The 25,811-nt window shown below is 71.7% G+C and carries 25 protein-coding genes and 1 pseudogene; 17 read left to right on the top strand and 9 right to left on the bottom strand.

Features of this window, described 5'->3' with window-relative positions:
- Nucleotides 1–23: 23 nt before the first annotated feature.
- From truB to G127AT_RS02350, 5 genes are all read left to right on the top strand, one after another.
- On the top strand, nt 24–977 hold the full coding sequence (gene truB, locus G127AT_RS02370; protein WP_210899400.1) for a tRNA pseudouridine(55) synthase TruB: 954 nt from the start codon (nt 24–26) through the stop codon (nt 975–977).
- Nucleotides 974–1,342: a hypothetical protein gene (locus G127AT_RS02365; protein ID WP_210899398.1), complete on the top strand. Its 369-nt coding sequence runs from the start codon at nt 974–976 to the stop codon at nt 1,340–1,342. The genes truB and G127AT_RS02365 overlap by 4 nt, the downstream gene beginning before the upstream one ends.
- A 28-nt stretch (nt 1,343–1,370) precedes the next feature.
- Entirely contained in the window at nt 1,371–1,838 is a 468-nt protein-coding gene (locus G127AT_RS02360) for a hypothetical protein (protein WP_244857694.1), read from the top strand.
- Entirely contained in the window at nt 1,835–2,773 is a 939-nt protein-coding gene (locus G127AT_RS02355) for a bifunctional riboflavin kinase/FAD synthetase (protein ID WP_210899396.1), read from the top strand. The genes G127AT_RS02360 and G127AT_RS02355 overlap by 4 nt, the downstream gene beginning before the upstream one ends.
- 74 nt (nt 2,774–2,847) lie before the next feature.
- Nucleotides 2,848–4,188 (top strand): MFS transporter, encoded by a 1,341-nt coding sequence (locus G127AT_RS02350; RefSeq protein WP_210899395.1) that lies wholly within the window; start codon nt 2,848–2,850, stop codon nt 4,186–4,188.
- Here the strand turns inward: G127AT_RS02350 and G127AT_RS02345 are convergent.
- The gene (locus tag G127AT_RS02345; RefSeq protein WP_210899393.1) at nt 4,145–5,074 is read right to left on the bottom strand and encodes an ROK family protein; all 930 of its coding nucleotides are present in this window, start codon (nt 5,072–5,074) and stop codon (nt 4,145–4,147) included. The two genes, G127AT_RS02350 and G127AT_RS02345, sit on opposite strands and share 44 nt — an antisense overlap.
- Before the next feature lie 130 nt (nt 5,075–5,204).
- Between G127AT_RS02345 and G127AT_RS02340 the strand changes: the two genes are divergently transcribed.
- From G127AT_RS02340 to G127AT_RS02315, 6 genes are all read left to right on the top strand, one after another.
- Nucleotides 5,205–6,149 (top strand): sugar-binding transcriptional regulator, encoded by a 945-nt coding sequence (locus G127AT_RS02340; protein WP_210899391.1) that lies wholly within the window; start codon nt 5,205–5,207, stop codon nt 6,147–6,149.
- Nucleotides 6,150–6,172: 23 nt separating this feature from the next.
- Entirely contained in the window at nt 6,173–7,180 is a 1,008-nt protein-coding gene (gene deoC / locus G127AT_RS02335; protein ID WP_210899388.1) for a deoxyribose-phosphate aldolase, read from the top strand.
- A gap of 7 nt (nt 7,181–7,187) precedes the next feature.
- Nucleotides 7,188–8,696 carry an aldehyde dehydrogenase family protein gene (locus G127AT_RS02330; protein WP_210899387.1) on the top strand — a complete coding sequence of 503 codons (1,509 nt, stop codon included), beginning with the start codon at nt 7,188–7,190 and terminating at the stop codon, nt 8,694–8,696.
- Nucleotides 8,693–9,553, top strand: coding sequence for an aldehyde dehydrogenase family protein (locus tag G127AT_RS02325; RefSeq protein ID WP_210899384.1), 861 nt, complete (start codon nt 8,693–8,695; stop codon nt 9,551–9,553). Before G127AT_RS02330 ends, G127AT_RS02325 begins: the two co-directional genes overlap by 4 nt.
- Nucleotides 9,553–9,771: a hypothetical protein gene (locus G127AT_RS02320; RefSeq protein ID WP_244857693.1), complete on the top strand. Its 219-nt coding sequence runs from the start codon at nt 9,553–9,555 to the stop codon at nt 9,769–9,771. The genes G127AT_RS02325 and G127AT_RS02320 overlap by 1 nt, the downstream gene beginning before the upstream one ends.
- A gap of 104 nt (nt 9,772–9,875) precedes the next feature.
- Nucleotides 9,876–10,817 carry a glycerophosphodiester phosphodiesterase gene (locus G127AT_RS02315; RefSeq protein ID WP_210899381.1) on the top strand — a complete coding sequence of 314 codons (942 nt, stop codon included), beginning with the start codon at nt 9,876–9,878 and terminating at the stop codon, nt 10,815–10,817.
- 51 nt (nt 10,818–10,868) lie between these two features.
- Here the strand turns inward: G127AT_RS02315 and G127AT_RS02310 are convergent, their stop codons facing one another.
- Together G127AT_RS02310 and G127AT_RS02305 are read right to left on the bottom strand one after the other, a co-directional pair.
- Nucleotides 10,869–11,147, bottom strand: coding sequence for a metal-sensitive transcriptional regulator (locus tag G127AT_RS02310; protein ID WP_210899379.1), 279 nt, complete (start codon nt 11,145–11,147; stop codon nt 10,869–10,871).
- A 25-nt stretch (nt 11,148–11,172) separates the two neighbouring features.
- Nucleotides 11,173–11,397, bottom strand: coding sequence for a hypothetical protein (locus G127AT_RS02305; protein WP_210899377.1), 225 nt, complete (start codon nt 11,395–11,397; stop codon nt 11,173–11,175).
- A gap of 250 nt (nt 11,398–11,647) precedes the next feature.
- Between G127AT_RS02305 and G127AT_RS02300 the strand changes: the two are divergent.
- The 5 genes and pseudogenes from G127AT_RS02300 (at nt 11,648) to G127AT_RS02280 (ending at nt 18,152) form a co-directional block, all read left to right on the top strand.
- Nucleotides 11,648–13,770 (top strand): annotated as a pseudogene (locus G127AT_RS02300) (DEAD/DEAH box helicase).
- A 148-nt stretch (nt 13,771–13,918) separates the two neighbouring features.
- A complete protein-coding gene (locus G127AT_RS02295; protein WP_210899374.1) occupies nt 13,919–14,950 on the top strand; it encodes a 6-phosphofructokinase in 1,032 nt (343 codons plus the stop codon).
- 156 nt (nt 14,951–15,106) lie between these two features.
- Nucleotides 15,107–16,285 (top strand): inorganic phosphate transporter, encoded by a 1,179-nt coding sequence (locus tag G127AT_RS02290; protein ID WP_210899373.1) that lies wholly within the window; start codon nt 15,107–15,109, stop codon nt 16,283–16,285.
- The gene (locus G127AT_RS02285; RefSeq protein ID WP_210899369.1) at nt 16,282–16,614 is read left to right on the top strand and encodes a peptidase; all 333 of its coding nucleotides are present in this window, start codon (nt 16,282–16,284) and stop codon (nt 16,612–16,614) included. Before G127AT_RS02290 ends, G127AT_RS02285 begins: the two co-directional genes overlap by 4 nt.
- A 56-nt stretch (nt 16,615–16,670) precedes the next feature.
- Nucleotides 16,671–18,152, top strand: a complete 1,482-nt coding sequence (locus G127AT_RS02280) for an NCS2 family permease (RefSeq protein WP_210899367.1) — start codon at nt 16,671–16,673, stop codon at nt 18,150–18,152.
- A gap of 504 nt (nt 18,153–18,656) precedes the next feature.
- Here the strand turns inward: G127AT_RS02280 and G127AT_RS02275 are convergent.
- On the bottom strand, nt 18,657–19,946 hold the full coding sequence (locus tag G127AT_RS02275) for a uracil-xanthine permease family protein (protein ID WP_210899365.1): 1,290 nt from the start codon (nt 19,944–19,946) through the stop codon (nt 18,657–18,659).
- Nucleotides 19,947–20,145: 199 nt separating this feature from the next.
- Here G127AT_RS02275 and G127AT_RS02270 point away from each other — a divergent pair, with 199 nt between their 5' ends.
- Nucleotides 20,146–20,517, top strand: coding sequence for a DUF4190 domain-containing protein (locus G127AT_RS02270; RefSeq protein ID WP_210899363.1), 372 nt, complete (start codon nt 20,146–20,148; stop codon nt 20,515–20,517).
- A 97-nt stretch (nt 20,518–20,614) separates the two neighbouring features.
- Here the strand turns inward: G127AT_RS02270 and G127AT_RS02265 are convergent, their stop codons facing one another.
- From G127AT_RS02265 to G127AT_RS02245, 5 genes are read right to left on the bottom strand one after another with little or no spacing between them, the layout of a single operon-like run.
- Nucleotides 20,615–21,352 (bottom strand): FadR/GntR family transcriptional regulator, encoded by a 738-nt coding sequence (locus G127AT_RS02265; protein WP_210899361.1) that lies wholly within the window; start codon nt 21,350–21,352, stop codon nt 20,615–20,617.
- Between the two features lie 54 nt (nt 21,353–21,406).
- Complete coding sequence (locus G127AT_RS02260; protein WP_210899359.1) at nt 21,407–22,195, bottom strand: 3-oxoacyl-ACP reductase; 789 nt, start codon at nt 22,193–22,195, stop codon at nt 21,407–21,409.
- Entirely contained in the window at nt 22,192–23,568 is a 1,377-nt protein-coding gene (locus G127AT_RS02255; RefSeq protein ID WP_210899357.1) for an aldehyde dehydrogenase family protein, read from the bottom strand. The genes G127AT_RS02260 and G127AT_RS02255 overlap by 4 nt, the downstream gene beginning before the upstream one ends.
- On the bottom strand, nt 23,565–24,368 hold the full coding sequence (locus G127AT_RS02250; RefSeq protein ID WP_342344052.1) for a gamma-glutamyl-gamma-aminobutyrate hydrolase family protein: 804 nt from the start codon (nt 24,366–24,368) through the stop codon (nt 23,565–23,567). Before G127AT_RS02250 ends, G127AT_RS02255 begins: the two co-directional genes overlap by 4 nt.
- Entirely contained in the window at nt 24,349–25,716 is a 1,368-nt protein-coding gene (locus G127AT_RS02245; RefSeq protein ID WP_210899353.1) for a glutamine synthetase family protein, read from the bottom strand. The genes G127AT_RS02250 and G127AT_RS02245 overlap by 20 nt, the downstream gene beginning before the upstream one ends.
- Between the last annotated feature and the right edge of the window lie 95 nt (nt 25,717–25,811).

Genomic DNA, 25,811 nt, shown 5'->3' with positions numbered 1-25,811 from the left:
ACCGGCTGATATCGTTGTGATCCGTGACCAGCGGCATCCTCCTCGTCGACAAGCCGCACGGCATCACGAGCCACGACGTCGTCTCGCGCATCCGCCGCGCGGCCGGCACGCGCAAGGTCGGCCACGCCGGCACGCTCGATCCGATGGCGACCGGGCTGCTGCTCATCGGCATCGACGGCGCCACGCGCCTGCTGCACTACCTCGTCGGCCTCGACAAGGAATACCTGGCGACCGTGCGGCTCGGCTGGGGCACCTCCACCGACGACGCCGAAGGCGAAGCCGGGCCGCGAGCGGATGCCGAGGCGCTCTCCGGCCTCGACGAAGCCCGCATCCTGGCGGCGATGCTGCCGCTCACCGGCGATATCGAACAGGTGCCCTCGCAGGTCAGCGCGGTCAAGATCGGCGGCAAGCGGGCGTATGCGCGGGTGCGCGCCGGTGAGACCGTCGAGATCGCGCCGCGCCGGGTGACGGTCTCGGCGTTCGACCTCGGCGCGATCCGCCCGGGGGAGGGGTACGTGGACCTCGACGTGCGCGTCGAATGCTCCAGCGGCACCTATGTGCGCGCCCTCGCCCGCGACCTCGGCGCCGCGCTCGGCACGGGCGGGCACCTCACGATGCTCCGCCGCACCCGCATCGGCGCGTTCGGCGTCGACGAGGCCGCCGGGCTCGAAGGCATCGACGTCGCCGCGTCGATCATGGCCCCGGCCGAGGCGGCCGCCCGCGCCCTGCCGGTGGCGCGAGTGGATGCCGCCGCGGCACGCGACCTCGGGCACGGCAAACGCATCCCGGCGCCGGCCGGAACGCCCGACGGGCCGCTCGCGGCGATCGCGGAACCCGACGCCGACACCGCGCCCCCGGCATCCGCTGCCGACGCCGTGCATCCGGAACCCGCCCCCGACGCGCGTCTCGTCGCGATCGTCGAACGACGCGGCGACACCCTGAAGGTCGTCACCGGATTCCCCGAGGAGACCCCGTGATCGAATGGTTCGCCTACGTGCAGCTGGCCGTCGCCGTCGCCGCAGGCCTCCTCGGCATCGTGCTGGGCCTGGCGGGGCGTGTGCCGAGCGATCTGACGATCGGCGCCCTCGCCCTCGTCGAACTCCTCCTCGTCGCCCAGCTCGTCGTCGCGATCGCCGCCCCCGCCTTCGGCAACGAGGCCACCGGGAGCCTGCTCGAGTTCTACACCTACCTCGTCGGCGCCCTGCTGCTGCCGATCGCCGGTGCCGCCTGGGCGCTCATCGATCGCACCCGCTGGAGCACCGTCGTGCTCGGCGTCGCCGGGCTCGCGGTGGCGGTCATGGTCTACCGCATGCTGCAGATCTGGACCGTGCAGCTCGGCTGAGCCGGCGTTTGAGAGAATCGGAAGCACCATGACCACCAGTGATCCCCGCGCGAAACCGCGCATGAGCGGCATCGGCCGCGTGCTCGTCGCCGTCTACGGCGTGCTCGCCCTCGCCGCGCTCGGCCGCTCTTTCGTGCAGATCGCCGGCAAGTTCGACGAAGCCCCCCTCGCGTACACCCTCTCGGCGGTGTCGGCCGTCGTCTACGTCGTCGCGACGATCGCGCTCATCAAGAGCGGCCGCGGTTGGTACCGGGTGGCGTGGGTCACGATCGTCTTCGAGCTCGTCGGCGTGCTGACCGTCGGCACCCTGAGCATCCTCGCTCCCGAGCTCTTCGGCCACCCCTCGGTGTGGTCGTACTACGGCAACGGCTACCTGTTCATCCCGCTGGTGCTGCCCGTGCTCGGCATCTGGTGGCTCGCCGCGCATCGGCCGCGGGGCGAGGCGCGGGCCGAGGGCGCCTCCCCGGCATCCACCGCCGACGGGGTCGAAGCGTGAGGGTTTTCGACGGGCTCGGCGAGGTGCCGGCCGGCTTCGGGCCGTCGGCGGTGAGCATCGGCAAGTTCGACGGCGTGCACCTCGGGCACCGTTCGGTCATCGCCCGCCTCGAGGCGATCGCCGCCGCCGAGGGTTTGGAGCGCGTCGCGGTCACCTTCGATCGCAATCCGCTGGCGCTGCTGCGCCCGGAGATCTGCCCCGAGCAGCTCGTGAGCACCCGGCAGAAGCTCGAGCTGCTCGCCGCGACCGGGCTCGACGCGACCCTGCTGCTGCGGTTCGACCGGGCCCTGGCCGATGTGCCGGCCGAGGAGTTCGTCGAGCGGGTGCTGCTGGACGCGCTGGATGCGAAGGCGGTGCTCGTCGGCGAGGACTTCCGCTTCGGTGCGCGCGGCGCCGGCGATGTGCGGCTCCTGGAACGGATGGGCGCCGAGCGCGGCTTCGCCGTCGAGGTGATCGCCGAGGTGCGGCCGGGCGATGAGCGGCGGGTGTCCTCGACGTGGATCCGCGAACTGCTCGGGGCCGGCGAGGTGCGCCGCGCCGGCGAACTGCTCGGCCATACGCCGACGGTGACCGGTCTCGTCGTCCACGGGGCCAAACGCGGCCGCGAACTCGGCTTCCCGACGGCGAATCTCTCGCCCGATTCGGAAGGGCTCATCCCGGCCGACGGCGTGTACGCGGGCTGGCTGACGGATGCCGGCACCCGCTACCCGGCGGCGATCTCGGTGGGGAACAATCCCACCTTCGAGGGCGTGCCCCAGCGGCAGGTCGAGGCGTACGTGCTGGACCGCGAGCTCGACCTCTACGACCGCGTGGTCGACATCGAGTTCGTGGAGCGGATCCGCGGCATGGTCGCCTTCGAGGGCGTGCCGCGGCTCATCGAGCAGATGCACGCCGATGTGGATGCCGCCCGGGCGATCCTCAGCCCGGAGGGGTGACGGCGGGGCGCTCGGTGCGCCCCGGCATCCACCGCCGACGGAACGTGTCGGAGGCGAGACCTAGACTGGAGCGGATGTCACCCGTGCCCGCAGCCCCGCTGTGGGCCGGGCGTACCCTCGCGCTGCTCGGCATCATCCTCGTCGCCTGCAATCTGCGCAGCGCCGTCGCCTCGCTCTCGCCGGTGCTCGAGATGCTGGAGCGCGATATTCCGCTGAACGCGACGCTCGTCGGCGCGCTCGGCATGCTGCCGCCGCTGTGCTACGCGGTGTTCGGCATCCTCACACCGCTCGTGACGCGTCGTTTCGGGCTCGAGCCGGTGCTCATCGCCTCGCTGCTGGCGCTCTCGATCGGTCTGCTCGGGCGCGGTGCGGCAGGCGATGCGGTCGTCCTCTTCGGCGCGAGCGCCCTCAGCTTCGCCGCGATCGGCGTCGGCAACGTGCTGCTGCCGCCGCTCGTGAAGCGCTACTTCCCCGACCGGGTCGGGCTGATGACGACCGTGTACGCGACGGCGATGTCGCTGTCGACGCTCGTGCCGCCCCTCGTTGCCGTGCCCGTGGCCGATGCGGCCGGCTGGCGCGTGTCGCTCGGCGAATGGGCGCTGCTGGCCGTCGTCTCGCTGGTGCCGTGGATCGTGCTCGCCGTCCGCGAGACCTCCGAGCGGCGCGCGGCCGCGGCCGGTGCGCCGGCGGAACCCGAAGCGCATGCGCCGGGCATGGCCGACGGGGCCGAACCCGAGGAACTGCCCGAAGAGCCGGAGCCGGCCGGCCTCCGCCACGCCCTGCGCTCACCGGTGGCCTGGTCGCTCATGGTCGTCTTCGCCGTCTCGGGCTTCACCGCCTATTCGGGGTTCGCGTGGATGCCGCAGATCGTCGCCGACATCGCCGGTGCGACGCCGGCCGAGGCCGGGGCGCTGCTCGCGCTCTTCGCCGGCGCCGGACTGCCCGCCGGCATCATCGTGCCGATCGTCGCGGCCCGCTTCGGCCGGGTGCGGCTGCTCATCGGCATCGCGACGGCATGTCAGCTCACCGGAGCGGCAGGACTGCTCGCCGTGCCGACGACGGCGACCTGGCTGTGGGTGTTCCTGCTCGGCAGCGGTCCGCTGCTGTTCCCGCTCTCGCTCGTGCTCATCAACATGCGCACCCGCACGCATGCCGGCTCGGTCGCCCTGTCGGGGTTCGTGCAGTCGATCGGCTACATCATCGCCGCGGCCGGGCCGATGCTCACCGGCGGCCTGCACGACCTCACCGGCGGGTGGACGGGGCCGCTCGTGATGCTCGGCTCCGCCTGCATCGCCTCGGCCCTGGCCGGGCTCGTGATCTCGCGGCCGCGGTACTTCGAAGACGATACGGGTGCGGATGCCGGCGGCTCGCTCAGATCCGGTCGGGCCGGTGCACGAGCGCTCCGGCGCCGATGAGCGGACCCTCGTCCGAGAGCGCCGAGGCCACGATCTCGACGCGGCGCACGAAGCCGAAATCGCTGCGGTCGGCCAGGGCCCGCCGGGCGATCTCGAGCAGGTCGGGGGAGACGCGGGAGAAGCCGCCGCCGATCGCCACCCGGTCGAGGTCGACGAGGTTGGCCGCCGACCCGATCGTGCGACCGAGGGCGGTTCCGGCGCGCTCGACGGCGGCACGGGCGACCGCATCGCCTGCCGCGTAGGCGGCGGCGAGGTCTTCGCCGGTCGCGCCCGTGAAGCCGTGACGGCGCGCCCAGGCGACGCTGTTCGGGCCCGAGGCGATGGCTTCGAGGCATCCGCGCCCGCCGCATGCGCACGGCTCGTCGTGGCCGCCGACCTCGACATGGCCGATGTGCCCGCCGTTGCCGGTCGTGCCCGGCGCGGCGCGGCCGCCGAGGAGGAGCCCGCCGCCGACGCCGGTCGAGACGATCATGCCGAGGAAGTTGCCGGCGCCCTGCCCGGCGCCGATCCAGTGCTCGGCGAGGGCGATGCAGAGGCCGTCGATGCGGAGGGTGACGGGTACGCCCGGCACGAGCGATGAGACGAGGCCGGCGAGCGGGTACCCGCGCCAGGCGGGCACGTTCAGCGGCGAGACGGTTCCTTCAGCCAGGTCGACGGGGCCTGCAGCCCCGATGCCGGCGCCGGCGAGCGCGGCGCCGACGGGCATCGCGTCCAGGCTCGCACGGATCGCCTCGGCGACGCGGGCGGCGAGCTCGTCGGAGGTGGCGGCCGGGCCGGTCGGCCGGCGGTGCCGGCTGCCGGGCACGAGGGCGCCGTCGGAGTCGATCAGGGCCGTTTCGAGTTTGGTGCCGCCGAAGTCGAGCGCGAGGGCGAGAGGGCCGGGCATGGCACCAGCGTAGGGGACGGCCGGATGCGCATCGGAGCGATCCACTCCGCTCATATGAGCAGAAGCACCAACTTGCGTTGAGATCCGCACCGCCCGCTTCTACGCTTGAGCGGGACGGACGGAGGCACGCATGCAGGGGCACGATGAACTCCTGTCGATCCGCGCCGCCGAGCTCTACTACGAGGCCGGCAAGACGCAGGACGAGATCGGGCGACTGCTCGACCTCACCCGCTGGAAGGTGGGGCGCCTGCTCGGCCAGGCACGGGATGCCGGCTTCATCCGCATCGAGATCGTGCACCCCCGCGCGCGCCGCCTGCCCATGGAACGGCGCCTCCGCGAAGAACGCGGGCTCGACGACGCCGTCGTCGTCTCGACCGCCGGCATCTCCTCGCCCGAAGAGCTGCAGGCCCGCACCGCGCAGGCCGCCGCAGACTACCTGACCGCCCTCCGCCCCGTCCCGCGCACCCTCGGCGTCAGCTGGGGCCGCACCCTGCACGAGGTCGCCTCCCATCTCGTCAACGGCTGGGCCTCCGGCGTCGAAGTCGTGCAGATGAACGGCGGCGTCAGCCTCAACCGCCGCGCCGGCACCGCAGCCGCCACCGCCGTCGCCATCGCCCACAAGGGCGGGGGAGAGGCGACCCTGCTGCCGAGCCCGGCGATCCTCGAACGCGTCGAGACGAAGCAGGCGATCGAAGCCGACCGCGTCGTCGCCGGGGTCATCGACCGGGCCCGCACCGCCGGCACCTCCCTCTTCAGCGCCGGGGCCGCCGACCACGGCTCCGTGCACGTCGAGAGCGGATACCTCTCCGTCGCCGATGTCGACGAACTCGTGCGCAAGGGCGCCGTCGGCGACGTCGTCGGCCGCTACATCGACTCCGACGGCAACATCGTCGACCCCGCGCTCGACGCGCGCACCGTCGGCCTCACCCTCGACGAGATCCGCGCCTCGCCGCGCGCGATCGCCGTCATCGCCGGCCACAGCAAGCATCCCGTCGCCGACGCCGTCGTACGAAGCGGCCTCTGCACCGTGCTCGTCACCGACGAAGACACGGCCCGTCATCTCCTCGCCGACTGAGCGGGAACACAGGAAGGTCCGACATGGCTGCAGCAGACCTCGCCGAGGTGCGGGCGCGCGCGCTCGCCGTGCTCGGCGGCGAGCCCGACGACGCGACGCTCAGGCGCTATCTCCACGGCATCCCGGGTGTGGATGCCGTGGGGCTCGAGCAGCGGGCGGCATCCCTGGCCACCCGCTCGATCAAGACGAGCTCGAAGGCGTGGGCCCTCGACCGCATCGTCTCGCTCATCGACCTCACGACGCTCGAAGGCGCCGACACCCCCGGCAAGGTGCGCTCGCTCGTCGCGAAGGCCGTCAGCCCCGACCCCTCCGATCCGTCGACGCCCCGGGTAGCCGCCGTCTGCGTCTACGGCGACCTCGTCGGCGTCGCCCGCGACGCCCTCGGCGCAGCGCACGGCGACCCCGACGACGGCCTCGTCGCCGTCGCCGCGGTCGCCACCGCCTTCCCCTCGGGGCGCGCATCCCTCGCCGTCAAACTCGCCGACACCGCCGATGCGGTCGCCGCCGGCGCCGACGAGATCGACATGGTCATCGACCGCGGCGCCTTCCTCGCAGGCCGCTACGGCGAGGTCTTCGAGCAGATCGCGGCCGTGCGCGCCGCCTGCGAACGAGCCGACGGCACTCGCGCGAGCCTCAAGGTCATCCTCGAGACCGGCGAACTGCACAGCTACGACAATGTGCGCCGAGCCTCATGGCTCGCGATCCTCGCCGGCGGCGACTTCATCAAGACCTCCACCGGCAAGGTGAGCCCGGCAGCGACCCTGCCGGTCACGCTTTCGATGCTCGAGGTCGTCCGCGACTGGCACCGCCTCACCGGGCAGCGCATCGGGGTGAAACCCGCCGGCGGCATCCGCACCTCGAAAGACGCGATCCGCTATCTCGTGACCGTCGCCGAGACGGCCGGCGAGGAATGGCTCACCCCGCACCTGTTCCGCTTCGGGGCGTCGAGCCTCGCCAACGACGTGCTCCTGCAGCGGCAGAAACTGCGCACCGGCCACTACTCCGGCGCCGACTACGTGACGATCGACTAGGACGGACATGAGCTTCCTCGACTACGCACCGGCCCCCGAGTCACGCTCGGTCCTCGCCCTCCGCGAGGAGTACGGCCTCTTCATCGACGGCGCCTGGGTCCCGGGCCGCGGCGAACCGTTCCAGACGATCTCCCCGGCCGACGAGTCCGTCATCGCCCGGGTCGCGAGCGGAAACGAGGCGGACGTCGCCGACGCCGTCGCCGCAGCCCGCCGCGCCTATGAGCGCGTCTGGTCGAAGATGAGCGGGCGCGACCGCGGCAAATACCTCTTCCGCATCGCACGGCTCATCCAGGAGCGATCCCGGGAACTCGCCGTCGCCGAGTCGCTGGACAACGGCAAACCGATCAAGGAGTCGCGCGACGTCGACGTGCCCCTCGTGGCGAGCTGGTTCTTCTCCTACGCGGGCTGGGCCGACAAACTCGACTACGCCGGCCTCGGCGCCTCGCCGAAGGCGCTCGGGGTCGCCGGGCAGATCATCCCGTGGAACTTCCCGCTGCTGATGCTCGCGTGGAAGATCGCGCCGGCGCTCGCCGCCGGCAACACGGTCGTGCTGAAGCCGGCCGAGACGACGCCGCTGACGGCGCTCCTGTTCGCCGACATCGTCCGGCAGGCCGAGCTGCCGCCGGGGGTCGTGAACATCGTCACCGGGGCGGGGGAGACCGGTGCGGCCCTCGTCGAACACCCCGACGTCGACAAGATCGCCTTCACCGGTTCGACCGAGGTCGGCCGGCGGATCGCGCGCACCGTCGCCGGCACGCACAAGAGGCTGACCTTGGAGCTCGGCGGCAAGGCCGCCAACATCGTCTTCGACGATGCGCCCATCGACCAGGCGGTCGAGGGCATCGTCAACGGCATCTTCTTCAACCAGGGGCATGTGTGCTGCGCCGGCAGCCGCCTGCTCGTGCAGGAGTCGATCCACGACGAGGTCGTCGAACGGCTGAAGGCGAGGCTCGCGACCCTCCGCCTCGGCGATCCGCTCGACAAGAACACCGACATCGGCGCGATCAACTCGCGCGAACAGCTCGAGCGCATCCGCGAGCTCTCGGACGTCGGCGTGGCCGAGGGCGCCGAACGCTGGAGCGCACCGTGCGAGCTGCCGGAGGCGGGTTTCTGGTTCGCCCCGACGGTGTTCACGGGCGTGGAGACGAGCCACCGCATCGCGCGCGAGGAGGTCTTCGGGCCGGTGCTTTCGGTGATGAGCTTCCGCACCTCGAAGGAGGCCGTCGCCAAGGCCAACAACACCCCGTACGGCCTGTCGGCCGGCATCTGGAGCGAGAAGGGCAGCCGCATCCTGGCCGTCGCCGACGCGCTCCGCGCCGGCGTCGTCTGGGCGAACACCTTCAACCGCTTCGACCCGACCTCGCCGTTCGGCGGCTACCGGGAGTCGGGCTTCGGCCGCGAGGGCGGCCGCCACGGGCTCGCCGCCTATCTCACGCCGGCCGGGGCATCCACGGGCCGGGCCGCATCCGCAAGGCGCACCGCATCCACGAGCCGCAGGAAGGGGTCGGCGAAATGAGCCGTCTCGCCGTGCCGAAGACGTACAAGCTCGCGATCGGCGGGAAGTTCCCGCGCAGCGAGTCGGGTCGCAGCTACGAGGTGACCGGCGCCGACGGCGCCTTCCTCGCCAATGCGGCGAAGGCCAGCCGCAAGGACGCCCGCGACGCCGTCGTCGCCGCCCGCGCCGCGTTCGCCGGATGGTCGGGGGCGACCGCGATGAACCGCGGTCAGGTGCTCTACCGGGTCGCCGAGCTGCTCGAGGGCCGCCGAGCGCAGTTCGTCGACGAGATCGCCGCGCAGTCGGGTGCGAGCCGCGCCGAGGCCGGCGCCGAGGTCGACGAGGCGATCGACCGCTGGGTCTGGTACGCGGGCTGGACCGACAAGGTCGCCCAGCTCGCCGGCAACGCGAACCCGGTCGCCGGCCCGTACTTCAACCTCTCGGTGCCCGAGCCGACGGGGGTGGTCGCGGTGATCGCCCCGCAGGACACCTCGCTGCTCGGCTTCGTCTCCGCGGTGGCGCCGGCGCTCGTGACGGGCAACACGGTCGTGGCCGTCGCGAGCGAACGGTTCCCGCTCTCGGCGATCAGCCTGGCGGAGGTGCTGGCGACGAGCGATGTGCCGGGCGGGGTCGTGAACGTGCTCACGGGTTCGCCGGCCGAGGTCGCCCCGTGGCTGGCGAGCCATGCGGAGGTGAACGCGATCGACCTGGTGGGCGCAGGGGGCATCGACTGGGTCGAGTTGGAGTTCGCGGCGGCCGACACGGTCAAGCGCGTGCTCAGGCCCGAGTCGGGTGCGGATGCCGCGGCGCCCTCGTTCGAGCGCATCACCGCCTTCACCGAGATCAAGACCGTCTGGCACACGAAGAGCCTGATCTGATGGATGCGCGCGGCATGCTGGAGTCGGATCCGTTCTCGTACCGCGTCACGAAGGGCGGTCTCGTGCTCGTGAGCCGGGGCGGGCGGACGGTGGTGACCGTGGGCGGGGCGCCGGCGCAGAAGCTGCAGGCGGCGCTCGCTTCGGCGGGGCCGGATGAGGAGCAGCTCTTGCTCGCGAAGGCGACCGGCAACTATCGTCACGGGAACGAGCGTCGCTGAGATCCGTGGGATTTCCGGCATGTATGTAACGAAACGGTAACGATTCGGGTAGTGTGGCGGGCACGCGAACGACGAGGTGAGCGTTCGCGCGGAAAGGCCCGAACGTGCACGACCGCCCGCAGCCCGCATCCGACCCCGCCATCCGCCCACGCCGCGGGCCGAGTCACGGCATCCGATCCCGCGGCTCCCGCATCGCCCTGGCCGTCGCCGCCGCAGCGGTGCTCAGCGCATCGCTCGTCGTCGCGGCGACGCCGCCGCGGGCATCCGCCGTCGACGTCTTCGGCGCGCTCCGCGACCGCGGCGAACCCGCCTTCATCGTCGGGCACCGCGGCGACCGCGCCGAAGCCCCCGAGAACACCATGCCCGCCCTCGAAGCCGGCCTCGACGGGCCGATGGCCTTCATCGAGACCGACGTCAGGCTGAGCCGCGACGGCGTGCCCGTGCTCATCCACGACGGCGACCTCGAACGCGTCGCCGGCCGCCCCGGCCGCGTCGCCGACGCCACCGCCGCAGAGCTCGCTAGCACCGATGTGGGCTCGTGGTACTCGCCCGCCTACGCCGGCGTCGGCGTGCCGCAGCTCGACGAGCTCCTCGAGGCGCTCGCCGTGCGCCCGCACGCCCGCGCCCTCCTCGAGCTGAAGGGCGACTGGACCGCCGAGCAGGTCCGCGGCATCGCCGCAGCCGTCGAAGAGGCCGGAGTGCGCAGCCAGGTCGTGCTGCAGAGCTTCAGCCTCGCCGCCGTCGAATCGGCCCAGCGCGCCGCGCCCTTCCTGCCGCGCATCCTGCTCATGCGCGAGCTGCCGGCCGACCCCACCCGCATCGCCGAACGCTACGGCGTCATCGCGATCGCCACGACCGCGAAGTCCGTCAAGCGCGCCCCCGGCGCCGTCGAACTGCTGCACGAGGCCGGCGTCGGCGTGCTCACCTACACGCTGAACAGCGAAGACACCTGGGAGGTGGTGCGCGCGCTCGGCGTCGACGGCATCATCACCGACCGCCCGAGCGACCTCGACGAGTGGATCGCCGAAACCGCCCCGGGCACCTGAGCTCCCGGCGCCGTCCGGCCCCGATGCCGCCCGGCGCCGGGAACGGCCGGGTCAGCCCCGATTGTTGGAGAGTTCGAAGATGCGCACGAGCTCGGTCACGGCCGCCTCGCGCTCATCGCCGCCGGCCTCGAACATATGCGTCACATGCGTACGCAGGTGGTTCTCGACGAGCAGCTTGTTCAGCGAGGCGAGCGACTTCTGCACCGCGAGCGACTGGGTGACGATGTCGACGCAGTAGTCCTCGTTCTCGATCATCTTCTCGATGCCGCGCAGCTGACCCTCGATGATCCGCGTGCGGTGCAGGGCGCGCTTCTTGATGTCCTCGATCACCCCACCAGGGTATTCCCCGGGGGTGTCACTCCTCGGTTTCGGCCGCCGCCGCATCCGTGCCGCCGCCGCGGCGCTCGTCGCCGAGATCCACCCGGCGCTCGGCGTCGATGCCCGGGTCCTCCTCGTCGAGCGCATCGTCGAGGGTGCGTGAATCGTCATCGGGCGCGATACCGCCTTCCCCCTCGGATTCGCGCTCCGGATCCAGATCTTCGGGCGGCACGTCCGCGCCCGCCCCCGCGAGTTCGTCCATGCTCCCAGAGTACGGCGGCCCCCGCCGCCGCGCCAGGCATGGCGCCGGAGCCCGCATGGGCGGTAGACTGGGATCCCGTCCGGTGAATCCGTTCTTCGTCCCGACGGCGCGAGGCACCCGCTCGCGCCCTGCTCGGTTCGGGATCCACCGGCGATGCCGGACCGCCAGCCCGCCGCAGCGGCGCGCGACCCGCGGCCCGGCTGCGGTGCCGACCGGCCCGCACGCAAGAGCCCCAGAACCCGGGAGGACCATGGCCCAGACGAGGCAGCGCCGCAGCACGCGTTCGCGCGACGACGACGCACCCATCATCCCGATCCTCGCCCGCAAGGTGCGCGAGGTCGAGACGAAGGCGCAGAAGGGCAAGCTCGGTCCGACGAACCGCACCAAGTTCCAGGTCATCGCCCTGCTCATGCGCGAAGAGCGGAGCCGAGTGAAGGCCGACCCCGAGATCGGCGACGCCGCCCGGGCCGAGCTCCTGAAACGCCTCGACGGCATCGCGCAGATCCTCGCGAAGACCGCCGCGCGTGACACGAGCCTCATCACGCTGCTCGAACCCGACGCATCCATCTCGACCGTCGCCCAGCGCTTCCGCCGCGACTGGCTGCTGGAATCCGGTGCCGATCTCAGCCCCGACGAGCTCATCATCACCCGCGAGGCCGAGCCGGCCCCCATCACGAGCGAACACCAGGTCGTGCCGCCGTCGGTGCGATCCAGGCAGCTCGCCAACCCCTTCCTCGCCCCCGACCTCACCCCGGTCGCCGCCCCCGTCGCCGCCCCCGGCGCCTGGTCAACTGGGAACTGCTCGGCCCCCTCTTCAAAGCCTTCGAGTCCGGATCCGGCGGCCGCAGCGCGACGATGGAACTGCCCGACGCCCCGGCCGTCGACCGGCTCTCGCCGCACGGCCTCGAACTCATGAAGCACCAGGCCCGCTTCGTCGAAGCCGCCCGTCGCGGCCACCGCACCTTCCTCCTCGCCGACGAGCCCGGCCTCGGCAAGACCGCCCAGTCGATCCTCGCCGCATCCGTCGCCGACGCCTTCCCGCTCGTGGCCGTCGTGCCGAACGTCGTCAAGATGAACTGGGCCCGCGAGGTCGAACGCTGGACCCCGCACCGGCGCGCCACCGTCATCCACGGCGACGGCCGCGACGTCGACGCCTTCGCCGACGTCATCGTCGTCAACTACGACGTGCTCGACCGGCATGTCGCGTGGCTGTCGACCCTGGGCCTGCGCGGAATGGTCGTCGACGAGGCGCACTTCATCAAGAACCTCCAGTCGCAGCGCTCCAAGAACGTGCTCGCCCTCGCCGACCGCGTGCGCCGCAGCGCCCCCGGCGGCGACCCGCTCATGCTCGCCCTCACCGGCACGCCGCTCATCAACGACGTCGACGACTTCCGGGCGATCTGGCAGTTCCTCGGGTGGATCCAGGGCGACAAGCCCTCGCCCGAACTCCTCCTCAAGCTCGAGGAGACCGGGCTGACCCCCGCCGACCACGCCTTCTACCCGGCCGCCCGGCAAGCCGTGATCGATCTCGGCATCGTCCGCCGCCGCAAGGTCGACGTCGCCGCCGACCTGCCCGCCAAGCGCATCGCCGATCTGCCCGTCGAACTCGACGACGAACTCGGCCGATCCATCCGCGAAGCCGAACGCGAACTCGGCAACCGGCTCGTGCAGCGCTTCCGCGCCCTCGTCGAAGCCCGGCGCCTCCGCATCGGCGACCTCGACGAGGAGCAGCGCGACCAGTTCATCCGCGCCGTCGCGAGCGCCGAGCTCGAAGAATCGAAATCGGCCAAGTCCGGCGACAACGTCTTCACGATGGTGCGCCGCATCGGCCAGGCCAAGGCCGGCCTCGCCGCCGATTACGCGGCGCAGCTGGCCCGCTCGGTCGGCAAGGTGGTCTTCTTCGCCAAGCACATCGACGTCATGGATCAGGCCGAAACCTCGTTCCGGGCGCGCGAGCTCGGCGTCGTGTCGATCCGCGGCGACCAGTCCGCCCTGCAGCGGCAGGACGCGATCGACCGCTTCAACCGCGACCCCGAGGTCTCGATCGCGGTCTGCTCGCTGACCGCCGCCGGCGTCGGCGTGAACCTGCAGGCAGCCTCCAACGTCGTCCTCTCCGAGCTCAGCTGGACGGCCGCCGAGCAGACCCAGGCGATCGACCGCGTGCACCGCATCGGCCAGGACGAGCCCGTCACCGCGTGGCGGATCATCGCCGCGCACACCATCGACGCGCGCATCGCCGAGCTCATCGACCGCAAACAGGGGCTCGCCGCGCGCGCCCTCGACGGCAGCGACATCGAAGAGGGCTCGGCCGACTCCGTGCAGCTCGACGCCCTGCAGCATCTGCTGCGGCAAGCGCTCGACGGCGCGCTTTAGGCAGGTGGGTCCGGCAGGTGCTTCCGGCACCTGCCGGACCGCGGCGGCGCATTCCGCGTCGCGATAGACTCGCAACAGGTCGGCACCCCTCGTGCCAAGCGGTCCGGCGATCCCATCAACTGTCGAACTGTGCTGGAGTCAATCGACCATGAAAATCGGTCTGCTCACGAGCGGCGGGGACTGCCCCGGGCTCAACGCCGTCATCCGAGGCGCCGTCCTGAAAGGCGTCATCTCGCACGATGCCGAATTCGTCGGCTTCCGCTGGGGGTGGCGGGGCGTCGTCGAAGGCGACTTCATGCCCCTCGTCCGCCACGACGTGCGCGGCCTGTCCAAGCAGGGCGGCACCATCCTCGGCTCCAGCCGCACCAACCCGTACGAGGGCGCCGGCGGCGGGCCGGAGGCGATCCAGCGCACCCTCGACGAGAACGGCATCGACGCGATCATCGCCATCGGCGGCGAGGGCACGCTGACGGCCGCCCGGCGCCTGCACGACGAGGGCGGCATCAACATCGTCGGCGTGCCCAAGACGATCGACAACGACCTCGCCGCCACCGACTACTCCTTCGGCTTCGACACCGCCGTCGAGATCGCCACCGAGGCGATCGACCGGCTCCGCACGACCGCCGAATCGCACGGCCGCTGCATGGTGCTCGAGGTCATGGGCCGCCACGTCGGCTGGATCGCGCTGCACTCCGGCATGGCCGGCGGCGCGCACGCCATCCTCATCCCCGAGCAGCCGCAGTCCATCGAGCAGATCTGCGAATGGGTCGAATCGGTCCGCGATCGGGGGCGTGCGCCGCTCGTCGTCGTCGCCGAGGGCTTCCACCTCGACACGATGGAGGAAGCCCACTCCCACAAGGGGCTCGACGCCTTCAACCGGCCCCGGCTCGGCGGCATCGCCGAACAGCTGGCCCCCATGATCGAGGCACGCACCGGCATCGAGTCGCGCGACACCGTGCTCGGGCACATCCAGCGCGGCGGCGCGCCCAGCGCCTACGACCGGGTGCTCGCCACGCGGCTCGGGATGGCCGCGGTCGAGGCCGCCTACGACGGCGCCTGGGGGTCCATGGTCGCCCTCCGCGGCACGGACATCGAGGTCGTCTCGATCGCGGAGGCCACCGGCGGGCTCAACACGGTGCCGCAGGAGCGCTACGACGAGGCACGGATCCTGTTCGGGTGATGCGATCGGGGGCCGGGATCCGGTCCCCGGCGCCGCCGGGCTTGACCCGGCACCCAGTCCGTGTGGGTATCATGTCCCGTGCACGGCGCTCGCCGACTCACGCAACGACATCCCCACGAACGCTCGGCGCCCAGCGCCGTACAGAGAAAGACGCCGGTGGATCTCACCCTCATCGTCGTGCTGGTCATCGCACTGGCGCTCTTCTTCGACTTCACGAACGGCTTCCACGACACGGCGAACGCGATGGCGACGCCGATCGCGACGGGGGCCCTTCGACCGAAGGTCGCCGTCGGCCTGGCCGCGATCCTGAACCTCATCGGCGCGTTCCTGTCGACCGAGGTCGCCAAGACCATCTCGGGCGGCATCATCCGCGAGGGCGAGGGCGGCATCGCGATCGGGCCCGAGCTCATCTTCGCCGGCCTCATCGGCGCCATCGTATGGAACATGCTCACCTGGCTGCTCGGCCTGCCCTCATCGTCGAGCCATGCGCTCTTCGGCGGCCTCATCGGCGCCGCCCTCGTCGGCGCAGGCGTCGGGGCGATCGACTTCGGCGTCGTGCTCTCCAAGGTCATCCTCCCCGCCCTCCTCGCACCGCTGACGGCCGGTCTCGTCGCCTACGCCGCCACGAAGCTCGCCTACGCCATCACGCGCCGCTACGACGGCAAGCCCGACGGGCGCAGCGGCTTCCGCTACGCCCAGATCTTCTCCTCCTCGCTCGTCGCCCTCTCGCACGGCACGAACGACGCGCAGAAGACGATGGGCGTGATCACCCTCACCCTCATCGCCGTCGGCATGCAGGACGCCGGCACCGCCCCGCAGCTGTGGGTCGTCGTCGTCTGCGCGATCGCCATCGCGCTCGGCACCTACATGGGCGGCTGGCGCATCATCAAGACGCTCGGCACGGGGCTCACCGACGTCAAGCCCGCACAGGGGTTCGCGGCCGAGACGTCCACGGCCGCCACGATCCTCGCCTCCAGCCACCTCGGCTTCGCCCTCTCGACCACGCAGGTCGCCTCCGGCTCCGTCATCGGCTCGGGCCTCGGCCGTCGCGGCTCGAAAGTGCGCTGGCGGACGGCGGGGCGGATCGGCATCGGCTGGCTCATGACGCTGCCGGCCGCGGCCGCCGTCGGGGCGCTGGCCGCGCTCGTCGCCCACCTCGGCGTCGTCGGCGTCCTCATCGACGCCGTCGTGGGCGTCGCGATCATCCTGACGATCTTCATCATCTCCAAGCGCAACGAGATCTCGCACCGCACCGTCGTCAGCGACGTGGCCCACTCGGGCCGGGCGGTCAAGATCAAGCGCAACCCCAAGCCGAAGCGGAAGGCGCGCTCGTGATCGACTGGCTGGGATTCCTCGTCGTGCTCGTCGCGGCCCTCGTGGGTGCGTGCATCGTCGTCGCCACCTACTCCTTCGGCATCCGGCTGCTGACCCTCTCCGGCCGCACGCCGATCGTCTCACCGGCCGAATTCACCGACGCGATCACGATCGTCACCCCGGCCGAGATCAAGCAGGCCGAGAAGAAGGCCGCGAAAGCGGCGAAGAAGTCGCCGCTCAGCGACCGGCAGAAGACCGCCGCGTTCGTCGGCGCGATCGCCTGCTTCGCCGTCTCCGGCATCGCCGTGCTCGTGGGCATCTATCTCATCGTGCCCGCACTGCACGGCTGAGCGCCGACCCGGCGCATCCCCTCCCGCACACCCCCTCCCGCCACTAAGGTGAACGCATGACGACGACCCCGCCCGAGACGAACACGCCCGAATCGGCATCCACCGCCGAAGAACCGCGCAATCGGCTCGACCGATTCTTCGAGATCACGAAGCGAGGCTCGACCTTCGGCGCGGAGGTGCGCGGCGGCATCGTGACGTTCGTCGCGATGGCCTACATCGTCATCCTGAATCCGATCATCCTCTCCGGCAGCGAAGACGTTGCCGGCAACACCCTCGCCTTCCCGCAGGTCGCCGCGACGACCGCGCTCACCGCGGCCGTCATGACGATCCTCTTCGGCGTCGTCGCCCGGCTGCCCTTCGCGTTCGCCGCAGGCCTCGGCATCAACTCCTTCCTCGCGGTCTCCGTCGTCGGCGAGGTCACCTGGCCCGAGGCGATGGGGCTCGTCGTCATCAACGGCCTCATCATCGTGCTGCTGGCCGCGACCGGGCTGCGGCGGATGATCTTCAACGCGGTGCCGCTGCAGCTGAAGCTCGCGATCACCGTCGGCATCGGCCTCTTCATCGCCTTCATCGGCCTCGTCAACGCGGGCTTCGTCACCTCGACGGGCCTGTCGTCGCCGCCCATCGGGCTCGCCGTGAACGGCTCGATCGCGACGATCCCGACCGTGGTCTTCGTGCTGACGCTGCTGATCACCGGCATCCTGCTGGCCCGCAAGACGAAGGGCGCGATCCTCATCGGCCTGCTCGTGGGCACCGTGATCGCCGTCATCGCCGAGGCGATCTGGAAGCTCGGCCCTGCCGTCGGCGCCGACGGAAGCGCGAACCCCGGCGGCTGGAGCCTGTCGGTGCCGACGCTGCCGGATCAGGTCGTGAGCCTGCCCGATCTCTCGCTCGTCGGCCAGATCGGCTTCGGCAGCTTCGAGCGCATCGGCGCCCTCGCGGCGATCATGCTCGTCTTCACCCTCGTCTTCACGAACTTCTTCGATGCGATGGGCACCTTCACGGGCCTCTCGAAGGAGGCCGGCCTCGCCGATGCGAAGGGCGACTTCCCGCGCCTGAAGTCCGCGCTCATCGTCGAGGGCGTCGGCGCCGTCGTCGGCGGGGCGACCTCGAGCTCCTCGAGCACCGTGTTCATCGAGTCGGGCGCCGGCATCGGCGAGGGGGCGCGCACGGGCTTCGCGAACGTCGTCACCGGCCTGCTGTTCGTCGTGGCGATGTTCCTCACGCCGCTCACCCAGATCGTGCCGACCGAGGTCGCCGCCGCCGCCCTCGTCATCGTCGGTGCGCTCATGATGGCGCAGATCCGCAACATCGACCTGTCAGAGTTCTCGGTGCTGCTGCCGGTGTTCCTCACCATCGTGACGATGCCGCTGACCTACTCGATCGCCAACGGCATCGGCGCCGGCTTCATCAGCTGGGTGATCGTGCGGGCGTTCGCCGGCAAGGCCCGCCAGATCAGCCCGCTGCTCTGGATCGTCGCCGCCGGCTTCCTCATCTTCTTCGCCCGTGGCCCCATCGAGGCGCTCCTCGGGCTCTGATCCCGCACCCGGCAGCGCCGGGCACGAGGCCGGGCGGCGATCCGCCCGGCCTTCGTCGTCCCCGCAGCTCCGGCCTTCAGCCCCGCCCCGTCTCTGTCCCCGCCCCGTCTCCGTCCTCACAGCCCGGTCCTCATCCCCGCCCGGCTCGCACGATCTCCCTGCGCAATGCAGGAGCGCGCGCGTGTCGCGGGGGCTTCTGCCGCATGGGCGGGTGCGACACGCCGTGCGCGTTCCTGCATTGCGCAGGATGTGAGCGGGCGGATGCGGCGGGGCGACGATGCCGGGTGTGGATGCGGGGCGGTGGCGATGCCGGGTGTGAGCGGGTGGGCGGAGGCCCGGGTGTGGATGCGGCGGGTGGGCGGAGGCCCGGGTGTGGATGCGGCGGGGCGGCGATGCCGGGGTGTGGATGCCGGGAGGGCGCCGCGTGCACGGAAACGGGCCGGGCGGAAGCCGCCCGGCCCGTCCGATGCGCCGCGAAGTCGCAGCGCGCCGAAGCGCGGCGCCTCAGGAGGTGCCGCGGAGCTTCGCGATGCCGTTCATGAGGTGGTAGATCACGATGGCGGCGATCGTGCCGAGCGCGATGCCGTTGAAGGTGACCTCGCCGGGCAGCACGAAGGTGAAGTTCGCGATGCCGATGATGAGGGCGGTGGCGGCGGTGAACTGGTTCACCGGCTTGGAGAAGTCGACCTTGTTGTCGAGCCAGATCTTCACGCCGATGATGCCGATGAGGCCGTAGAGGGCCGTCGTGACGCCGCCGAGGACGCCGGCGGGGATCGTGTTGATGACCGCGCCGAACTTGGGGGAGAGGCCGAGGAGGATCGCGAAGACGCCGGCGACCCAGTACGCGGCGGTCGAGTAGACGCGGGTGGCGGCCATGACGCCGATGTTCTCGCCGTAGGTCGTCGTCGCCGAGCCGCCGAAGAAGCCGGCGATCGTGGTGGCGAGGCCGTCGGAGAAGAGCGCCTGCCCGGTCGACTTGTTGACCGACGGGTCGGTCATCTGGGCGACGCCGCGGATGTGGCCGACGTTCTCGGCGACGAGGACGAGCACGATCGGCAGGAACGCGGGCAGCAGGCCCCAGATCGCTGCGTCGGCGAACGGGTTGGCGGGCAGGTGGAAGTCGGGCAGGCCGATCCAGGCTGCGTCGCGGATCGGCTGGTCGTTTACCTGGCCTTGGAGGAGGGCGGCGATGTAGCCGACGACGACGCCGATGAGGATAGACAGGCGGCCGAGGATGCCGCGGAACGCGACACTGGCGACGATGACCGCGAGCAGGGTGATGAGCGCGGTCAGCGGTGCGGCGACGAAGTTGTCGCGTGCGGCGGGGGCGAGGTTGAAGCCGATGAGGGCGACGATCGCGCCGGCGACGACGGGCGGCATGAGCGCGTCGATCCACGCCGTGCCGGTCCACATCACGAGGAGGCCGACGAGGGCGAGCAGGACGCCGACGGCGACGATGCCGAAGAGCGCGGCGCCCATCGGGTCGGCGATGCCCTTGGCGCTCATGGCGGCGGTGATGGGCGCGATGAACGCGAACGAGGAGCCGAGGTAGCTCGGCACCTTGTTGCGGGTGATCGCGAGGAACAGCAGGGTGCCGATGCCCGAGAAGAACAGGGTCGTCGCGGGCGGGAAGCCCGTGAGGATGGGCACGAGGAAGGTCGCGCCGAACATCGCCACGACGTGCTGAGCGCCGAGTCCGATGGTGCGCGGCCAGCTGAGGCGTTCGCCGGGGGCGACGACCTCTCCGGGGTTCACGTTCTTGCCGTCGCCGTGGACGGTCCAGGGCAGCGTCATGCCACTCCGTTTCGCAGGGGGAGAAGGGGGTTGGGGATCTCTCAGATCGTAGCGGTATCGGGGCCGCTCGTTCGCGCATATCCGCGAGTGGATGCCGCGGCGCGCCGTGCGGCGGCCCCCGCCGCGATCCGGGGGTTAGCCCCATCGTGCCGCGGTGCGCGCGCTCGTAGCGTGGAATCACCGTCGAACAGGAGTGATCATGACCAGCCACGACACCACGAGCGAGCAGGCGTACCGGAGCCCGGCGGGCGAAGCACCGCCGCAGGCCGCGCCGCAGCCCGCAACCTCCGGCTACGCCCCGTACCCGCCGGCCGTCGAGGCCGAACCGCGCGGCTTCAGCATCGCCGCGCTCGTGCTCGGCCTCGTCTCGATCGTCGCCGGGTACACCTTCTTCGTGCCGATCGCGGGCCTCGTGCTCGGCATCATCGCGCTGAAGCGCGAGCCGGCCGGCCGCACGATGGCGATCTGGGGCACCGTGCTGAGCGGGGTGATGCTCGCCGGCACCGTGCTCATCGGGCTCGTCTCGCTCGCGATCGGCATCGCCCTGCTGCCGTTCGGGCTGTTGTTCTGACGCCCGCACGGCGAGTGGATGCCGGGCGCCGATCGGCGCCCGGCATCCGTGCGTCTGCGGCGACCGCATTGCCGCGGCGACGCGCACCGGCATCCGCTCACGCGTAGAAGCCGCGCAGCAGCGCCTCGGAACCGGCGAGGTGCTCGGCCATCGCCGCGGCGGCCGCTTCGGGTTTGCCGCGGAGGATCGCGGTGACGATCGCCTCGTGCTGCTCGTCTGAATGGGCGATGTTCGGCGGCAGCAGGGGGATTCCGTCGAGCAGCTCGTTCAGGCGCATGCGCGCATCGGCGACGAGGGGGATGATGCTCGGGGCGCCGAGGAGCTCGGCGATGACGAGGTGCAGGCGGGAGTCGTTGCGGCGGTACTCGCCGGGAGCGGCGTCGCGGCACTCCTCGTAGGCCTGCCAGAGCCGGTCGCGGTCGGGGCCGGCGAGCTCGGTGGCCGCCGCCCGGTGGGCGATGCCGACCTCGAGGGCGGCGCGGAGGGCGAGGGTGTCGTCGATGCGCGCGGCATCGGGGCGCGCGGCGGCATCCGCACCCCTGGGCGCATCGGGGATCGGGTCGGCGACGAAGGTGCCGCCCGAGCGGCCCCGCCGCGCCACGAGATAACCGGCGTCGGCGAGCGAGGCGATCGCCTCGCGCAGCGTGTCGCGGCTGACCTCGAGCATCTGCGCGAGCTCGCGTTCGGCGGGCAGGCGTTCGCCGGGGTCGATGAGCCCGAGGCGGATGGTCTGCAGCAGGCGCCGCACGGTTTCTTCGAAGGCGTTCGCGGTGCGTGCCGGCCTGAGCAGCAGTTCCGCGCTCAGCACCGCCTCGGCGGGCGACGGCTCGTGCATCCTCCCAGGGTACGGGTCGCCTCCGCCCGTGCCCGCTTCATCCGTCGGCACGGCCTACAGCGGCGTGACGTAGGCCGAGCCGATGCCGCCGTCGACGAGGAACGTGGAGGCGGTGATGAAGGATGCGTCGTCGCTCGCGAGGAACGCGACGGCCGCGGCGAGCTCCTCGGGTTCGGCGAAACGGCCGACGGGCACGTGCACGAGGCGGCGCTCTGCCCGCTCGGGGTCCGTGGCGAAGAGCTCCTGCAGCAGCGGCGTGTTCACGGGCCCGGGGCAGAGGGCGTTCACGCGGATGCCCTGGCGGGCGTACTGCACGCCGAGTTCGCGGCTCAGGGCCAGTACGCCGCCCTTCGAGGCGGTGTAGGAGATCTGCGAGGTCGCCGAGCCCATGACCGCCACGAACGAGGCCGTATTGATGATGGAGCCGCGCCCGGCCGGCACCATGTGCCGGAGCGCGGCCCGGCAGCACAGGTACACCGAGGTGAGGTTCACGTCCTGCACCCGCTCCCAGGCGGGCAGTTCGGTCGTCTCGATCGAGTCGTCGTCGGGCGGGGAGATGCCGGCGTTGTTGAAGGCGATGTCGAGGGTTCCCGTGATGGATGCGGCCTCGTCGAAGAGCGCGTTCACCTGCGTTTCTTCGGTGACGTCGACGCGGACGAAGCGGCCGCCGACGAGGGTGGCCGCGGATTCGCCGGCGGCGGCGTCGACGTCGCCGATGACGACGTGGGCGCCCTCGGCGGCGAAGCGCTTGGCGGTAGCGAGGCCGATGCCGGAGCCGCCGCCGGTGATGACGGCGACGCGGCCGGCGAGGCGCGCGGTGAGATCGACGGGAGGGATGGTCATGGGGTTCCTTCTTCGAGCGAGGGGGCGGCGATGAACACGTTCTTCGTCTCGGTGAACGCCAGCGGAGCGTCGGGGCCGAGTTCGCGGCCGAGGCCGGACTGCTTGAAGCCGCCGAAGGGGGTCGCGTAGCGCACGGAGGAGTGCGAGTTGACCGAGAGGTTGCCGGCTTCGACGGCGCGGGCGACGCGGATGGCGCGTGCCGAGTCGCGGGTGAAGATCGAGCCCGACAGCCCGTATTCGGAGGCGTTGGCGAAGGAGACGGCGTCGGCTTCGTCCTCGAACGGGAAGACGGAGACGACGGGCCCGAAGATCTCCTCGCGCGCGGTGCGGGCGTCGCGGGAGGGGGTGAGCACGGTCGGTGCGAACCAGTAGCCGGGGCCGGCCGGTGCGCTGCCGCGGAAGGCGACCTCGCGGTCGTCGGGCACGAAGGAGCGCACGCGCTCCAGATGCTCGGCCGAGACGAGCGGGCCCATCTGCGTGGCCTCCTCGCGCGGGTCGCCGACGCGGAAGGCGGCGACGGCGGGCTCGAGCAGTTCCATGAAGCGTTCGTAGACGCTGCGTTCGACGAGGATGCGGCTGCGTGCGCAGCAGTCCTGCCCGGCGTTGTCGAACACGCCGCCGGGTGCGGATGCCGCGGCGAGCTCGAGATCGGCGTCGGCGAAGACGATGTTGGCGCTCTTGCCGCCGAGCTCGAGGGTGACGCGTTTGACCTGTTCGGCCGCGCCGGCCATGATCCGCGTGCCGGTCGCCGTCGATCCGGTGAAGACGAGCTTGCGGACGGCCGGGTGCGTCACGAAACGGTCGCCGACGACGGAGCCCGGGCCCGGGATCACCTGGAACAGCCCCTCCGGCAGGCCCGACTCGAGGCCGAGCTCGGCCAGGCGGAGGCTCGTCAACGGCGTCCACTCCGCCGGCTTCAGCACGACGGCGTTGCCGGCGGCCAGCGCCGGGGCGAAGCCCCACGAGGCGATCGTCATGGGGAAGTTCCACGGGGTGATGACGCCGACGACGCCGATGGGTTCGTGGAAGGTGACGTCGAGACCGCCGGCGACGGGGATCTGCCGCCCGAAGAGCCGCTCGGGGGCGGCCGCGTAGTAGTCGAGGACGTCGCGGACGTGACCGGCCTCCCACCGCGCCTGCCCGACGGGGTGGCCGGATTCGGCGACCTCGAGGGCGGCGAGCTCCTCGACCGCGCCGTCGACGGCGGCGGCGAAGCGGCGGAGGGCCCTGGCGCGGTCGGCCGGGGGGAGCGCGGCCCAGCGGCGTTGCGCGGCCACGGCCCGGGCGATCGCGGCATCCACCGCGGGCACGTCGGCGCCCTCGACGGTGGCGACGACCGTCTCGTCGGCGGGGTTCAGGATCGTGCGGGTCATGCGGGGCTCCTCTCGGGCATGCGGGCGCGGGCGGCATCCACGAGCCCGGCGAACAGGCGCCGGTCCGCCGTGTCCTCCTCCGGGTGCCATTGCACGCCGACGGCGAAGGGATGCCCGGGCAGTTCGACGCCCTGGATGACGCCGTCTGCGGTGCGCGCGGTCACGCGCAGGCCGTCGGCGACGCGCCCCACGGCCTGGTGGTGGTAGACGGGGACGTCCAGCCGGGCGTCGACGAGGCCGCCGAGGCGGGAGGCCGGGTCCACGTCGACGCCCGCACGGCCGAAGACGCCGGCGCCCGGCTGGTAGGTCTCGCTGCCGACGACGTCGGGCAGGTGCTGGACGAGGGTGCCGCCGAGGGCGACGTTCATGAGCTGCGCGCCGCGGCAGATGCCGAGGAAGGGCAGGCCGGTTTCGATGGCGGCGGCGAGCAGCGCGTCTTCCCACGCGTCGCGGTCGGGGCGCGGGGCGCCGGTGCGTTCGTGCGGCTCCTGCCCGTAGCGGGCGGGGTCGATGTCGGCACCGCCGGCGACGATGAGGCCGTCGAGGCTCCCGATCACGCGGGCGGCGATGGCGGCGTCGACGGGCTGGGGCGGCAGCACGATCGCGATGCCCCCGGCATCCGTCACCCCGTCGAGGTAGACCTTCGGCAGGAACGAGGCCGGAACGTCCCAGACACCCGTCTGCGCCTGCTCGAGGTAGCTCGTGATGCCGATGAGGGGCCGCCGGATGCCGTCTCCGGCAGGGCCCGGCGCGTCGCCGGCGGGGCCGGCCGGCCGGAGCTCAGAGTCGTTCGAAGCCACGCACCCGCTCCCAATCCGTGACGGCGGCGTCGAAGGCGGCGAGCTCGACGCGCGCATTGTTCGCGTAGTGGTCGACGACCTCCTCGCCGAAGGCCTCGCGGGCGACGGCGGATGCCGTGAACAGCGAGGCGGCCTCGCGCAGCGTCGTCGGCACGCGCTCCGCACCGCCCGTGTAGGCGTTGCCGGCGAACGGCTCGCCCGGTTCGATCCCGTGGTCGATGCCGTACAGGCCGGCCGCGATCAGGGCGGCGACGGCGAGGTACTGGTTGACGTCGCCGCCGGGCACGCGGTTCTCCACGCGCATGCCGAGGCCGCGGCCGACGACGCGCAGCGCGCAGGTGCGGTTGTCCAGGCCCCAGGCGATCGCCGTCGGCGCGAAGGATCCGTCGACGTAACGCTTGTAGGAGTTGATGTTCGGTGCCGAGAAGAGGGTGAGCTCGCGCATCACGGCGAGCTGGCCGCCGAGGAAGTGCCGGAACAGCTCCGACATGCCGTGCGGTTCGTCGGAGTCGGCGAACACGGCCGACGCGCCCTCGCCGCGCAGGGAGATGTGGATGTGGCAGCTGTTGCCCTCGCGCTCGTCGTACTTGGCCATGAAGGTCAGCGACTTGCCGTGCCGGTCGGCGATCTCCTTCGCGCCGTTCTTGTAGATCGAGTGGTTGTCGCAGGTCTCCAGCGCCCCGGCGTAGCGGAAGGCGATCTCCTGCTGGCCGAGGTTGCACTCGCCCTTCACGCCCTCGCAGTACATGCCGGCGCCGTCCATGGCGTTGCGGATGTCGCGCAGCAGCGGTTCCATGCGGGTGCCGGCGAGCACCGCGTAGTCGATGTTGTAGTCGCTTGCGGGGGTGAGGCCCCGGTAGCCCTTCCGCCAGGCGTCGCGGTAGCCGTCGTCGAAGACGATGAACTCGAGCTCGGTTCCGACGAATGCGGCCAGGCCCCGTTCGGCGAGCCGGTCGAGCTGGCGCTGCAGGATGCGACGGGGCGCGACCTCGACGGGGGTATCGTCCAGCCATCGCACGTCGGCGGTGCAGATGACGGTCGCCTCGAGCCAGGGCGCCGCGCGGAGGGTGCCGAGTTCGGGCACGAGCGCCATGTCGCCGTAGCCGCGCTCCCAGCTGGACATGGCGTAGCCGTCGACGGTGTTCATGTCGACGTCGACGGCGAGCAGGTAGTTGCAGCATTCGGCGCCGTGGGCGGCGACCTCTTCGAGGAAGAGCCTGGCCGAGACGCGCTTGCCGGCGAGCCGGCCCTGCATGTCGGTGAAGACGAGCAGGACGGTGTCGACGAGCCGGTCGGCGACGGCGTGCTCGAGTTCGTCGAGCGTCAGGTATCCGCTGGGTTCGGGCATCCGCTGCGTGCTCCTTCGACCGGGGAAAGGTAGGGTGTGGCGACCATTAGAGCAGACGTGTTCGCGACACGCCAGACCCGTTCGCATGTTTCACG

Origin of the sequence: Agromyces archimandritae (assembly GCF_018024495.1) — a bacterium.
In the GTDB taxonomy this organism is placed as follows: Bacteria; Actinomycetota; Actinomycetes; order Actinomycetales; family Microbacteriaceae; genus Agromyces; species Agromyces archimandritae.
The sequence above is the reverse complement of the archived record's forward strand: the minus strand, read 5'-3'. Positions and strand labels throughout refer to the sequence as shown.

What these genes read in the sequence shown, in the direction of transcription:
- G127AT_RS02265 (WP_210899361.1), bottom strand. Translation starts at nt 21,352, where the DNA reads ATGCACGAGCCGTCGCCCGCCGAGGCGGTGCTGAGCGCGGAACTGCTG.
- deoC (WP_210899388.1), top strand. Translation starts at nt 6,173, where the DNA reads ATGGCTGCAGCAGACCTCGCCGAGGTGCGGGCGCGCGCGCTCGCCGTG.
- G127AT_RS02275 (WP_210899365.1), bottom strand. Translation starts at nt 19,946, where the DNA reads ATGACGCTGCCCTGGACCGTCCACGGCGACGGCAAGAACGTGAACCCC.
- G127AT_RS02340 (WP_210899391.1), top strand. Translation starts at nt 5,205, where the DNA reads ATGCAGGGGCACGATGAACTCCTGTCGATCCGCGCCGCCGAGCTCTAC.
- G127AT_RS02320 (WP_244857693.1), top strand. Translation starts at nt 9,553, where the DNA reads ATGGATGCGCGCGGCATGCTGGAGTCGGATCCGTTCTCGTACCGCGTC.
- G127AT_RS02270 (WP_210899363.1), top strand. Translation starts at nt 20,146, where the DNA reads ATGACCAGCCACGACACCACGAGCGAGCAGGCGTACCGGAGCCCGGCG.
- G127AT_RS02245 (WP_210899353.1), bottom strand. Translation starts at nt 25,716, where the DNA reads ATGCCCGAACCCAGCGGATACCTGACGCTCGACGAACTCGAGCACGCC.
- G127AT_RS02280 (WP_210899367.1), top strand. Translation starts at nt 16,671, where the DNA reads ATGACGACGACCCCGCCCGAGACGAACACGCCCGAATCGGCATCCACC.
- G127AT_RS02330 (WP_210899387.1), top strand. Translation starts at nt 7,188, where the DNA reads ATGAGCTTCCTCGACTACGCACCGGCCCCCGAGTCACGCTCGGTCCTC.
- G127AT_RS02295 (WP_210899374.1), top strand. Translation starts at nt 13,919, where the DNA reads ATGAAAATCGGTCTGCTCACGAGCGGCGGGGACTGCCCCGGGCTCAAC.
- G127AT_RS02345 (WP_210899393.1), bottom strand. Translation starts at nt 5,074, where the DNA reads ATGCCCGGCCCTCTCGCCCTCGCGCTCGACTTCGGCGGCACCAAACTC.
- G127AT_RS02255 (WP_210899357.1), bottom strand. Translation starts at nt 23,568, where the DNA reads ATGACCCGCACGATCCTGAACCCCGCCGACGAGACGGTCGTCGCCACC.
- G127AT_RS02305 (WP_210899377.1), bottom strand. Translation starts at nt 11,397, where the DNA reads ATGGACGAACTCGCGGGGGCGGGCGCGGACGTGCCGCCCGAAGATCTG.
- G127AT_RS02260 (WP_210899359.1), bottom strand. Translation starts at nt 22,195, where the DNA reads ATGACCATCCCTCCCGTCGATCTCACCGCGCGCCTCGCCGGCCGCGTC.
- G127AT_RS02325 (WP_210899384.1), top strand. Translation starts at nt 8,693, where the DNA reads ATGAGCCGTCTCGCCGTGCCGAAGACGTACAAGCTCGCGATCGGCGGG.
- G127AT_RS02350 (WP_210899395.1), top strand. Translation starts at nt 2,848, where the DNA reads ATGTCACCCGTGCCCGCAGCCCCGCTGTGGGCCGGGCGTACCCTCGCG.
- G127AT_RS02360 (WP_244857694.1), top strand. Translation starts at nt 1,371, where the DNA reads ATGACCACCAGTGATCCCCGCGCGAAACCGCGCATGAGCGGCATCGGC.